The sequence below is a fragment of the Planococcus sp. CPCC 101016 genome (genome assembly GCF_007859295.1).
Lineage (GTDB): Bacteria > Bacillota > Bacilli > Bacillales_A > Planococcaceae > Planococcus.
In genome coordinates this window covers 1,801,250-1,813,780 of the sequence record NZ_VOHB01000002.1, presented here as the reverse complement: position 1 = coordinate 1,813,780, position 12,531 = coordinate 1,801,250, and the positions used below count along the sequence as shown (strand labels likewise).

10 protein-coding genes are annotated in these 12,531 nt (G+C 40.1%); 5 read left to right on the top strand and 5 right to left on the bottom strand.

Features of this window, described 5'->3' with window-relative positions:
• Positions 1–912: 912 nt before the first annotated feature.
• The 3 genes from FQV26_RS08530 (at position 913) to FQV26_RS08520 (ending at position 4,794) form a co-directional block, all read left to right on the top strand.
• Positions 913–2,508 carry an ABC transporter substrate-binding protein gene (locus FQV26_RS08530; protein ID WP_146557061.1) on the top strand — a complete coding sequence of 532 codons (1,596 nt, stop codon included), beginning with the start codon at positions 913–915 and terminating at the stop codon, positions 2,506–2,508.
• A gap of 235 nt (positions 2,509–2,743) precedes the next feature.
• On the top strand, positions 2,744–3,238 hold the full coding sequence (locus FQV26_RS08525) for a PH domain-containing protein (protein ID WP_146557060.1): 495 nt from the start codon (positions 2,744–2,746) through the stop codon (positions 3,236–3,238).
• On the top strand, positions 3,235–4,794 hold the full coding sequence (locus FQV26_RS08520; protein WP_146557059.1) for a PH domain-containing protein: 1,560 nt from the start codon (positions 3,235–3,237) through the stop codon (positions 4,792–4,794). Before FQV26_RS08525 ends, FQV26_RS08520 begins: the two co-directional genes overlap by 4 nt.
• Before the next feature lie 97 nt (positions 4,795–4,891).
• Here FQV26_RS08520 and FQV26_RS08515 read toward each other — a convergent pair whose 3' ends face one another.
• Positions 4,892–5,776 carry a proline iminopeptidase-family hydrolase gene (locus tag FQV26_RS08515; protein WP_146557058.1) on the bottom strand — a complete coding sequence of 295 codons (885 nt, stop codon included), beginning with the start codon at positions 5,774–5,776 and terminating at the stop codon, positions 4,892–4,894.
• A gap of 280 nt (positions 5,777–6,056) precedes the next feature.
• On the opposite strand from FQV26_RS08515, the gene FQV26_RS08510 reads away from it, so the two are divergent.
• Together FQV26_RS08510 and FQV26_RS08505 are read left to right on the top strand one after the other, a co-directional pair.
• Positions 6,057–6,749, top strand: coding sequence for an AIM24 family protein (locus tag FQV26_RS08510; protein WP_146557057.1), 693 nt, complete (start codon positions 6,057–6,059; stop codon positions 6,747–6,749).
• A gap of 906 nt (positions 6,750–7,655) precedes the next feature.
• Complete coding sequence (locus FQV26_RS08505; protein WP_146557056.1) at positions 7,656–10,070, top strand: sensor domain-containing protein; 2,415 nt, start codon at positions 7,656–7,658, stop codon at positions 10,068–10,070.
• Between the two features lie 204 nt (positions 10,071–10,274).
• Here the strand turns inward: FQV26_RS08505 and FQV26_RS08500 are convergent, their stop codons facing one another.
• The 4 genes from FQV26_RS08500 to FQV26_RS08485 all read right to left on the bottom strand — a co-directional run bounded on the left by FQV26_RS08500 (position 10,275) and on the right by FQV26_RS08485 (position 12,153).
• Positions 10,275–10,544, bottom strand: coding sequence for an OsmC family protein (locus FQV26_RS08500; RefSeq protein WP_146557055.1), 270 nt, complete (start codon positions 10,542–10,544; stop codon positions 10,275–10,277).
• The gene (locus FQV26_RS08495; protein WP_146557054.1) at positions 10,545–10,745 is read right to left on the bottom strand and encodes a hypothetical protein; all 201 of its coding nucleotides are present in this window, start codon (positions 10,743–10,745) and stop codon (positions 10,545–10,547) included.
• A gap of 141 nt (positions 10,746–10,886) precedes the next feature.
• Entirely contained in the window at positions 10,887–11,663 is a 777-nt protein-coding gene (locus tag FQV26_RS08490) for a potassium channel family protein (protein WP_186759684.1), read from the bottom strand.
• Positions 11,664–11,808: 145 nt separating this feature from the next.
• Positions 11,809–12,153, bottom strand: coding sequence for a hypothetical protein (locus FQV26_RS08485; RefSeq protein ID WP_146557052.1), 345 nt, complete (start codon positions 12,151–12,153; stop codon positions 11,809–11,811).
• Positions 12,154–12,531: the final 378 nt, after the last annotated feature.

Sequence of the window (12,531 nt, the reverse complement as noted above, 5' to 3'; positions counted from 1 at the left end):
GAGCAATACTAATTAAACTCAATAGACCATTCGAGACATTGCATAAAATTTAAATCTTCACTAACCCATAAATAAAATTAGTCAGATAATTCAGTAAAAGGTATTCAACAATAACGCTTAAAAATATAATCATTTCTCTCTAAAAAACTATAATTGTCAACAAAATAGTTATTTACCAATACATTAAGCCTAGTATATAATACAAAATATGTAAAGGCTTATAGAAAATTCTTTTAATTCAGAAAAAAATTATGTTTTTTTAGTATAACTTCAAAAAAACTTGTTTGTATTTAAACAATTATAAATGAATTTTTATTCTATATATTAAATTTATCAAAAACATTTTCTGCTTATAAAAAAAAAGAACCTTGCACACAGTTAAAGCTAAGTGCAACTGCAAACAAGTCCTCTAACATCGCCATAATTTCCGAAAAAAGAAATAAGTGGAGTAAGTACAGAAAAGATCCTTTTGCAAACAGAAAAGAAGAAGATGCCTAATCAGGACCTCTTCTTCCTTAACATGCTCTACAAGAAAACTGATTTGATTGATTGCTGCATACATTAGAATTCCGTATTCGCATCGTTTTACTAAAATAAGGAAAAACCTAAAAGTCTTTAAAAGTTTTTCTCCGTTTTGTTTCACTTTTTCTACTGGAGTGGTTTTCTGCTGCTTCATTATTGTGTAATTCTCCATAGTTAAACGCAATTGTCTCCTATCTCATGGACAATTATTCCTATCAGCAAATGAAAAACTTCATAAATTTAAATAATAAATTTTGCTTCATACATAGAAAACTTAAAATATTTACATAAGTTGATTATTTTACTTTATACTATTACACATAGTATTTTTAGTAGCTTAATTTACTTAACATTTTTTAGGACGAAAATCTCACTACAAGGAGTGATTTGATGAAAAAAAGATCTTTAACATTAATTTTATCTATTTTCTTCTTCTTCCCTTTCTTCTTGATAGCATGCTCTAATGATGAGTCAAGCGGAGAAAGTACACCCACACAAGACACCCTCATTTTCGCCCGCGGCGGCGACTCAGTTTCTTTGGATCCTTCTGAAGTTACGGATGGCGAATCTGAAAATGTAGCACAGAGTATATTGGAGACTTTAACTACCTTCTCAGAAGGCGAGACTACCATAGGGCCGATGCTTGCGACCGAATGGGAAGAAGCGGAAGACGGTCTTACTTATACTTTCACTCTTCGTGAAGGAGTAAAATTTCACGATGGAACTGACTTCAACGCCGAAGCGGTCGTTTTCAATTTCGAAAGATGGATGAATGGAAACGCTGAAAACTTTCCAATGTATGGAAGTGTTTTTGGTGGATACAAAGCAGATGAAGCACATAATATTGAGTCAATCAGTGCAGTTGATGGGGCAACAGTTGAATTTAAACTAAAAGAACCTCAACCGACATTATTGAAAGATCTGGCACTTACGCCACTATCTATTTCAAGTCCAGCAGCGATTGAAGATTCGAGAGACGAATATAGAAGCAACCCAGTTGGTACCGGACCGTTCATTTTTAAAGAATGGCAGCGCAATGAACGAATTGTTCTTGAAAAAAATGAAGACTACTGGTTGGACGGCTATCCTAAACTCGAGCAGGTTATCTTCCGGACTATACCGGATAATTCCTCTCGCCTTAACGCATTGCTTAGCGGAGAGGTGGATTTGATAGCCGGTTTGGAATCTGAGAATCATGCCCAGATTGAAGAAAATCCAGAGCTCATACTCTTCTCAAGGCCACCTCTTAATCTAGGATATCTTGGGATGACCTTGACACATGAACCCTTTGACGATCCTCTCGTTCGACAGGCGCTTAGCCATGCAGTCAATAAAGAGGCAATGATCGATGCGTTTTTCGGCGAAGGAACTATTGCAGCAAAAAACCCAATACCCCCAGCTGTAGAAGGGTATAACGATAACATCGAACCGTATCCATACGATCCTGAAAAAGCAAAAGCACTTCTTGCTGAAGCTGGATTGCCAGATGGCTTCAAAATGGAACTATATGCCATGCCTGTTTCTCGCCCTTACATGCCTGATGGGGCAAAAGTTGCTGAATATCTGCAATCCAATTTTGCTGATATCGGCATCGAAGCGGAAATTGTAACTTTCGAATGGGCAACATATATCGAAAAAGCACTGAATGGAGAAGCTGATGCCTTCCTGTTAGGGTGGACCGGTATGAATGGAGATGCGGATAATTTCCTTTACACTCTCTGGCATGGCGACAATATCGGTTCTACCAATTCAACACAGTACGACAATCCCGAACTGGACGCGCTTTTGGATCAAGCGAGAACAACTACAGACCAAGAAGAACGCAACGAACTTTATGAACAAGCGCAGGTAATCATGCACGAAAATCCACCTGTCATTCCACTTGTCCATACATCGCCATCACTTGCCGGTAAAGAAAACATTATTGGATTTGATCCGCACCCCACTGGCCGAGTAATGACAACAAAAATTGAGTTTGAACAATAAAAGACTGTTACTAAAAAAAATTAAAAGAATGGTTCCAATATCCTGTCAAAGGATTGGAGCCATCTTTTTTATGAATTTTTTCAAGTTCTATAGCTGTTACAAGGTTTATTTATATCGCTGATCCTTAATTTCCCCTTTTCCTCTTTCGAGACACAGCAAATTATCCAACTCATGAAACCATGGCCTTTGTGCAACGTATAGAATACTAACTTATGAAAATGGTGGTGCTATAGCTATGAATGATCATTATGCTGCTCCCCGGCATTCTCTTTCGCCCAATGCTGTTAAGTACTGGCGCATGGAAGAACTTATTTCCAATGTAATAGCTGGTGTCATCCTTGCCGTGTTGCTTTATCTGGATTGGCTCTTCGGCTGGTATAGTTGGATTGGATGGGTGCTGATTGGGCTTGCAGTTATTTTCTTAATCGGAATTGTCTGGTCCATTTTAAGTCCTCCGCTTACATATAAAAGCTGGCGCTATGATTTGGACGAAGAATTTTTGCATTTGCAGTTTGGTATATGGAGCCGGACGGAGCAATTGGTGCCGATGACAAAAATCCAGGCAGTTTCTTTAACTCAGGGACCTTTGATGCGCAAGTACAAACTTGCTTCCCTGTCAGTAGAAACGATGGGCTCAAGTCATGCTATTCCGGCGCTGCCAAAAGAAAAAGCGGCTGAGCTGCGAGTGAAAATTGCTCACTTTGCTAAAATCAAGGAAGTGGAACAATGAACGAAAACCGCCGCCACCATCCAAGCTTTATTCTTTTTAAAATTGGCAAACTGATTCGGAACTCGGTTTTTATTTTCTTGTTTTTATTCATTTTTCAATCAGACAATCATTCCGCTCTTTTTTTATATGGACGTTATATATTTTTACTGTTTATTCTCTGGTCCATCGTGTCCGCAGTGTTAAATTGGCTGACCACCACTTATTCACTTGACAATCAGCGCTTCTATTTGCGAAGAGGTATTTTTAGTAAAACTGAGCAGTCTATTCCGTTTTCAAAAGTACAAAATATTAACCGCCACACATCATTTTCCCACCGTTTGTTCGGTTTGACTTCAATTAGCTTTGAAACAGGAATCGCCGGTGAAGATGCTTCAGTGAAATTTGAAGTAGCAACAAAAAAAGAAGCGGCACGGTTGGAAGCTGCTGTTCAGGAACCTAGTAAGTTTGTTGAAGATGAACCGCAGACAAGTCTAAACGAGACCGAAGCACCAGCTTGTGCTGAGCAAGTCCCTTACGTATCTAAGCCGCAGGATGACCGTGTTATCCATTTTCAGCCGACACACCGGGATCTATTAAAAGCTTCTATGACATCGTTCAGTTTTTTTCTGCTTGTACCACTTCTGGCATCACTTTTGTATAATATTTCCGAAGTTATCGGTATTGAAGAGCGTCTGGATAGGATTGGCACGAGCTTAGTGAGTTCATCTTTAGGGATCACTGCAGCAATACTTTTAATAATCACTGCCTCTTTCATTTTTGGGATTGTCCACACATTCATTAAATACGGGAGATACGAAATTTCTTCCGATAGTACGCGCGTATACATTAAAAAGGGGGTTTTATCAGAAGCTTCTTTTTCAATCGCCAAAGAACGAGTTCAAGCTATTGAAATTACCCAATCTTTTTCAAAGCGTATTTTCGGATTAGCCGAAGTGAAATTAATCAGTGCTGGAAGTCTGTCGATGGAGTCAGATGATTTGAGCATTAGCTCACTTTACCCTTTTCTTCCCAAGAAAAAAGCCTATTCAATCGTTTCTGAACTGCTGCCAGGCTACCACATCCAAGAAGACATGCATCGCCTGCCGCGACGCTCATTTTGGGTCCGCATGATCAAACCAAGTTGGCTGTGGCTGATTGCTACTGCTTTGCTGTTTTACTTCCAACCGAATTTTTTGGGAATCAACAGCACATGGTGGATTGCCTCTATTCTGCTTCTAGTACTGGTAGTCATTTCCCGTATTTTGGATTTCCTTCATACTCGTTATTGTTTAAACGATGAAATGATCCAGTTAAAAAATGGGGGTTACACTTCTACCCTATTTGTTACAAAGCGGGGTAAAATTGTTGAAGTCGAAATTACCCAAAATCGGATTCAGCGCGCGTTGGGCCTTTCTTCTCTTCAAACTGTGACTCGTGCCAGACCTATCCATACTTCCTATCTCGAGGATGTACCGGATTCTTTGGCACGTACGTTTCAAGGTTGGTACCGCGGAAGGACGAAAGAAGTAAAACTGGATACTACAAACCATGATAACTCTTTGCCGGAATTCCGGTAAAGAGTTATCTTTTTTGAGCATGATGTTCATTTCATGTTTTGCTGATAAGTCGCAATCGCAGCTTTTTCTTCATAAGACAGTAAAAGTCAGAATTTCCTTAAGCCCCTGGCCGCAACTCCTGTCGGTTCAACCACTCTCGGACCGTCTCCACATAAGCCTCCGGTTCTTCTATTCCAGGCATGTGTGAACTGTTCTCGAATACATGAAATTCAGCATCCGGTACCAAGCTCGCATAATATTCGGTTGCTTCTGGAGTAGCTTCGTCAAAATGTCCGCATAAGAAAAGCGTGGGCACTTCGATTTCATGTAAGCGATCAGTCACATCGAATTTTTTCAAAGTGCCGGTGACGGTGAATTCGGAAGCTCCCCACATAAAATTATAAATTTGTTGATTCAATGCTTTCATGTCCGCTTTCATCTCTTTTGGCCATGGGTCGACACGGCACATATGCCGTTTATAAAAGGCCAACATCGCCTCTTTGTACTCCGCAGAATCGGTTGTCTGTTCCCGTTCGCTCTTTTCAACCGTTTCCTGGATTTTCTGCGGGAATTTTTTCAAGTAATTCCGCTGGTCCCGCTCCCATCTTTGCGCATCCAGAGCCGGTCCTGAGAAAATAATACTGCGTACGCCGGCAGGTTTTTTTAACAGATAGGAAGCGGCGAGCATCGTTCCCCAGGAATGTCCGAGAATATGGACTTCTTCCAATTCCAGCGCCTTGATGACTTGCTCCAACTCTTCTACATAACGGTCCACTGTCCATAAATCAGTATTCGTTGGCCGGTCTGATTTACCGCACCCAAGCTGATCATAGTGAATGATCGGCCGGTCCATCCCTAATTGCCGGAGGGGATCGCGGTCACTGCTTTTCGCACCCGGACCACCGTGCAAAACCAATAATGGTATTCCAGGCCCCTTGCCGCTAATCCGGTACCAGACTCTTCCGCCTGTAACAGGAATAAATCCTTCGGTTGCATTTTCCATCCATTTCTACCTCCCTTTTCTAACCAACTGTTCACTTGTTAATTCTCTCCCAAACCAGGATTCCCCTTTTTTGCAGAAACAGGCCGGGAATATGAGTCTGTCCGGCTAATATCATTTCGCTGTTCGTGGGAATATGTTTTTCCTTTACTAGGCAACTAATTCAGTCACCGCAAAACTAAAAGCTAAATTTATATAATTAGGCAACAAGCTATTCCATTTCACTGGAACTATTCAAGGACTAGAACGTAAATACTATCATTCGAGCAAAGGAGGAATTTGTATGTTGAAGTATTCTATTCATCAATTTGTTCAGAAAACGCAACAGGATGAAAGCGCACGTGAGTTTTTTGAACTCGAGACAGACCGTCTCCTTGAAGTGAACTTAAATGGACTGGTCTGGGCAAAAGCAGGTTCTATGATTTCTTATGAAGGAAGCATCAAGTTTGAACGTGAAGGCATGCTTGAGCACGGTCTGGGAAAATTCGTTAAGAAAGCCTTCAGCGGAGAAGGCGCTCAACTGATGAAGGCTAACGGTAAGGGCAAGCTCTACGTAGCAGATCGTGGCAAGAAAATAACCATATTGGACTTGGAAGGCGAGAGCATCTTCATCAATGGAAATGACCTGCTCGCTTTTCAAGATGGACTGAAGTGGGACATTAATTTAATGCGCCGCGTTGCTGGGATGATGGCTGGTGGCCTTTTCAATGTCCACTTGGAAGGACAAGGTCTTGTCGCTTTCACATCACATTATGAGCCTCTTACCTTACTTGTAACATCTGACAGACCCATCTTTACAGATCCGAACGCAACAGTTGCCTGGTCAGGCAATCTGGAACCAGAGTTTGTTACCGATATTCAGCTGAAAAGTTTATTTGGCAGAGGAAGCGGCGAATCAGTTCAGATGAAGTTTTCTGGTAATGGGTTTGTCGTGGTCCAGCCTTTTGAGGAAGTTTATCAAGTACAGCAGAGCTAAGTTCATACTTGAAGACCCGGTAATTGCCATTCGGCAGTTGACGGGTCTTTTTTTCTGACTGGATCGGTATGCACTAAAAGAAGCAACACAAAGCTCTACAGTCTCATATATATTGATCGGGTGTCTCTTCTTATTCTTCATTCTTGTGAATAAAGACAGTATTTTATTTTGCCGCTCGATTCTTGGTAAGGTATCTCCAGCTTCTCTACAAACTTTGGAGGTAAACATATTCCTAATAAACTTGATTTAATAATAATATTTTTTATCCTGTTTTTTACAAATCTTTAAAAATAGGTATTTATACTTAATTTTTTTATAAAAAAAGTAAGGTATAATGGGACTTATAGATTTTCTTGAAATAATATAGAGATAAATACTATAGACTGTAGGCAAAGACAAACCAAAATAAACCAAAATGAATAGGATGTACAATCCAACCGGTCTGGCTGGAATCATGTGGCTTCAAACAAAGGAAGACGCTTGCTAATCTGCCCAGGATAAATAGAGCCTGAGCAAGGCTGTTGAAAAAAACCCTTCACTCGAGGATCCGGAGCGCAAGGCGGCGAAGGGCAGAGATATGCTCCTGCATCGCTGCGCTGCTTCGTCGCAAACAAGTCAGCCACAGCCCGACTCGCTTCCTGCGGGAGCAGTGCTAGCGACATAAAAAAAATCCACTCGGGCTCCAGTCCGAATTAGTTCGGCGCGAGCCCGCGGAACGCGTCCACCTGAAGCGCAGGAGCCGGTGCATGTAAGATGAAATGAGGTTTCATTCGTTTAGTAGTATGTATATTCTTTTGTCTACAAGCTCAAATACTATTTTATTTCTTAAACTTTACTGGTATTTCTTTCTACTATAGCTTTTCTTGATTTGAAAACGTTCACGATTGAAAGGGGAACCTAATTAAGATGAGAAAAAGTGAAGAACGGTTCCGTCGTTTAGTGGAACTTTCCCCTGAACCGATAGTTGTCCATCGTGATGACAAAGTAGTCTTCGTCAACGATGCTTGTTTAAAAATGATCGGGGTAACAAGCAAAAGTGATTTAATAGGAAAATCAATTATTGATTATGTTCATCCCGCCTTCAAAGAGATTGTTCAAGATCGTATTCGAAATATGAAAATTGGAGTTATTGCTCCACCGATGGAGCAGCAACTTCTTACCATGCATCAAGATGATTCAGTCGTGGACGTCGAAGTATCTGGAGTAGGTGTTCTATTCGAAGGAAAACCGGCCATTCAATTGACCTTGAGGAATATTACAGAGCAAAAGAAAATAAGCAGAAAACTGGAAGAAACCAGCCAACGCTACCAGTCCCTCTTTAAGTACAATCCAGACGGTGCTTTTTCTACAGACCTCCACGGTAATTTATTGGACATTAACCCCTCATTAGAACGTCTTTTAGGATATTCTTTGCAGGAATTAACCACAATGACCTTCCACTTAACATTGGGTACGGATGATTTGAAAAGAATTAATGACTATTTCAAAGAAGCATTGGAAGGTTTACCACAGAATTACGAAGCTGTCGGCACTAAAAAAAACGGGGACAAGATTCCTTTAGAAATCACTTATCTACCTATCATCGTCGATGAGAAGATAGTTGGCGTGTATGGCATTGTTAAAGATATATCTAAAGAAAAAGAAGTACTAGGTCTGTTAGAAGAAAATGAAGAAAAGTACCGTTCTCTTTTTGATTACAATCTGGATGCAGTCTTTGAAATAAACCAATTCGGCTTTTTTACCGATGCTAACACAATGACTGAAAACCTATCCGGTTATTCTAAGGAGGAATTATTGACTCTGGCTTTTCCTGCATTGATAGCAAAAGATCTTGAGCGAGTGAATATTTTCTTTTCAACTGTTCTTGGAGGAAATGCTGTTACTTTTGAACAGCTGATCAAGAATAAAAACGGTGAAATAATCGTCGTGGATATCAACGCTGTTCCAAAAAGAAAAAAAGGCCAGGTGAATGGGGTATTTGTTATTGTTCGGGACGTCACCGAGAAAAAACAGACGCAGAAGCGGATAAACGATTTGGCCTTTACGGATCAATTGACAGGCTTACCCAATCGCCATTGGTTTTATCAGAATCTCCAGGAAGTCGTTTTAAGAACGAAAGAAAAACGACAGACGATTGCCACTCTTCTCGTGGATTTCGATAATTTCAAAAGCATCAACGATATGCTCGGGCATCATGGAGGAGATCTCTTCCTTAAACAAGTGGCAGCTCGAGTTCAAGCTTCCCTATCGCACAATGCTGTCATTTCCCGAATTGGGGGCGACGAATTTATCATTGTAGTCGAAAATGTAACTGAAGAAAATGTGCGTCAACTTGCTGAAAAGATTTTAGAAGACATGAAGCAGCCAATCTTTCTATTGGGACAGGAAATAGTCATCACACTTAGCATCGGCATCAGCATGCAGCCTATTTGCACCAGTAATGAAGAAATACTCATTCAGCAAGCGGACATGGCTATGTACTCAGCAAAAGAAAAAGGGAAAAATAACTATCAGTTCTTTACAGAAGATTTAAAAGAGAAAATGTCCAGAAAGCTTCAGTTAGAAAAAGCTTTACACGAGGCGCTTAAGCTAAAAGAATTTCAACTTTATTACCAGCCGCAAATTGATTTGCGTACAGGAAATCTCGTTGGAATCGAAGCGCTGATAAGGTGGAATTCTCCAAGCGGCTTAATCTCTCCTGCAGAATTTATACCCCTTGCTGAAGAGACAGGACTTATTTTGCCAATTGGCGAGTGGGTAATCGAAGAGGCATGCCACCAAATGAAAGTCTGGGAAAAAGAAGGGCGTTCAAAAGTGAAAGTGTCAGTAAATGTTTCGGCTAGACAATTTCATGACGTGGATTTCAGTTGGAAAGTACAGCAAATTTTAGAAAAAGAAAATGTGGATCCCCGCTACTTGGAAATTGAAATTACCGAGAGTGTGATGATGGATATCGAAGAATCTTCTATACTAATTCAAGAATTGAAGAAGCTCGGTGTAAAAATAGCAATTGATGACTTCGGTACAGGCTATTCTTCCTTGAATATGATTAAAAATGTCGAAATTGACACGCTAAAAATTGATAAATCCCTTATTGATGAAGTCCTTGGCAATCGACGCAACTTGTTTATATTGGCAGCTATAATTGATGTCGGAAAAAACCTAAATGCACAAGTTATTGTAGAAGGTATTGAATTTGTGGAGCAAGTAACTGCGTTAAAAGAATTCAATGTTATCGGGCAGGGATACTTTTACAGCCGACCGCTTCCAGCAGATCAATTGGAGCAGATCTGGTATAAAGAGACAAAAATATCTCGTTAATTCACAAAACATTAATTTCAAATAGGAAGGCGGAGTCACAGGTAACTAGTGACATCGGCTTCCTATTTTTTTATGTATCATATGGATGAAAACCTGTATGTACAAAGCAGTGCTACTTTCCGTTCTCAACAAGATTTTCTCGCAATTAAAAAAGACCTGCTTAAATCTGCAGGTCTACAATACACACAATTCAATTTCATATGATTAATAGGTTTCAATGTCCCATGTATGCTGGATATCTACTGCCCCTTTAAGGGTTTGTGCCACAGGGCAGCCTCTATCAAAAACAGCCAAGGCTCGTTCTGCTGCTTCTTGCTTTCCTTCGGGTACTTTTACATAGTAATGGGCTGTGATTTTTGTTATTTTCAATACGCCTTCTGGAGCTTCAATTGTTCCTTGAACGTCAGCACGAACTTTATCTGGTGAAGTCGGAATTTGACGCGCTTCCAGCGCGCCGGATAATGTCCCAACCAGTCAACCGCCAGCGGATGCCACAATATGATCCAATGTCGAAGGATATTCCGGATTGGTTTCAACACCGTAAAATTTTTTCACGCCTCCATGGACACCATACAAAACAGGTTCTTCAAAATCTCCAATATACGCTTCACGTATTTTATTGGCAGTATCTTTTTGGATAATGGTTATTTTCGTCAACTCGATAGGTTCACTCACTTAATCATCCTCCTTTTTTAAAAGAGTATCAATTTACTGACTTTTCCGCAAATGAAAAGAAGTATACAGTTTAATGTTTTTTTCTATTTCCCCTAGAATCACTAGAAAGATCGATGAAAAACACGGTATTGCTTCTCAACTTTACTTCGCTTCAGAAAAAATTGAGTTTACTGCCATTTTCGCTATCGTCCCATTAGACATAATAAACTTATCAACTTTAATATGTGAGAAATTAGGAAGATGCTCTTCCCGCTCAACTTCCACTGTCGTGTAGACACCCGGAGACATCCTTTCCACAGCTGTTGCAATCAGCAGCGATTTTCCGTCAGTCAGCATCTGATCCTCAATCCGGTCATCCGCAAAAATCAACACCGCTTTTGCATGCTGAACATTTGCCTGCCGCAAAACTTTCTCATGTGTCGCATTGCCTCTGACGTAATGAATTCTCGTGTGGATCTCTTTAGCTTTTTCCATTCTATCAATCACGACAACTTCGGTTTGTTCATCTTGCTTGAGTATTTCAGCTATAGCATTTTCAGCTTTATAGGACCAATCTATGATAACAATATGGTTCTGTCCCCTATACATTAACTCCCCCCTCTCTTCACGCCTTTTATGTAAAGTCAGACTTTCTATTGCCTTCCCAATGAAAGACGCAAACAACCCAATGCCAATTATGTATAGAAAAACAACTGTAAAAATTCTTCCTGCATGCGTTGACGGATAAAAGTCACCGTAACCGACCGTCAAAATCGTCGTCATTGTAAACCACAGGGAATCTGAATATCGTATAAAAGTAGATGGCTCGATGATAGGCAGCATAAACGTACTGAACACGATCAGTATAATCGTACTGATCGTAAGAATAAGCCACGACAAACTGGTTGCCTGTAAATAGAGCCGGCGAAGTATTATCAATTTGAAACCTCCCTCCTTACTCATTATACATTATGAAACATTCGCGACAGCTATTCATTTTTATTGCTATTAACAGCGCTATCAGAACAAGAGACTGACAAATCTTTATCAAATTCGCACCAGTCAAGTACGCAGGTGCATTTGATCAGTCAAGCATGTATATTGAAGTAATCATAGCAACTGCAAGTTGCCGTTCGCCAAACTCATCTTCATATGTGATGATCCACTGCTCGCAATCCATTTTTCGGATAGTGCAACGGTGATAGTGAAAATGGCGTTCTTGCCAAGATTGGATAAACACCGTGCACTCACGTTCATAGGCTACTATCAGCATATCAATGATGGCTCCTTGTTCATCGGCACTGAGCATGGGCTGCGGATTACTAACGGAGTCTTTGCTATAATCCCAAGCATGCTCCGAAACGAAAAGTCCATCCCACCGTGTTTGCTTTGTTAAATTTCTTTTACCGCTGTTAATTCTTGCTTCCATAAGCTACCTCCTTTTAAATGAGAACATTTGTTCTTATTATACCCAATGAAAGTAGAGATTGCTCTGTTTTCGGTAAATATTTATTTATTAAGAAGAAAGTAGAAAACGAGTAAGTTATAAAGTTAGAGCAGGCATTAAATATACCGATGTTCAAGTTGCCTCTACCAATCATGTTTCGAACAGATTAAATCGTTCTTATGGCCGGATGAAAACTTAATGCTTCTTAGGTTTCAATAGAAAGAAAGTAAACGTGTTATTATTCCAGCTATGTGGGTGACCCGGTCCCAGATGCATTTGAAAGAGATCTCCAGACTATTATTGAAGTAATTTGTAAAACTTAATCAAAATATCTAAGAGAAAAGCCATCCTCCTATCGGA

Excerpts from the sequence above, each read along its gene's own strand:
- FQV26_RS08530 (WP_146557061.1), top strand. The coding sequence starts at position 913 with ATGAAAAAAAGATCTTTAACATTAATTTTATCTATTTTCTTCTTCTTC.
- FQV26_RS08510 (WP_146557057.1), top strand. The coding sequence starts at position 6,057 with ATGTTGAAGTATTCTATTCATCAATTTGTTCAGAAAACGCAACAGGAT.
- FQV26_RS08485 (WP_146557052.1), bottom strand. The coding sequence starts at position 12,153 with ATGGAAGCAAGAATTAACAGCGGTAAAAGAAATTTAACAAAGCAAACA.
- FQV26_RS08515 (WP_146557058.1), bottom strand. The coding sequence starts at position 5,776 with ATGGAAAATGCAACCGAAGGATTTATTCCTGTTACAGGCGGAAGAGTC.
- FQV26_RS08505 (WP_146557056.1), top strand. The coding sequence starts at position 7,656 with ATGAGAAAAAGTGAAGAACGGTTCCGTCGTTTAGTGGAACTTTCCCCT.
- FQV26_RS08520 (WP_146557059.1), top strand. The coding sequence starts at position 3,235 with ATGAACGAAAACCGCCGCCACCATCCAAGCTTTATTCTTTTTAAAATT.
- FQV26_RS08525 (WP_146557060.1), top strand. The coding sequence starts at position 2,744 with ATGAATGATCATTATGCTGCTCCCCGGCATTCTCTTTCGCCCAATGCT.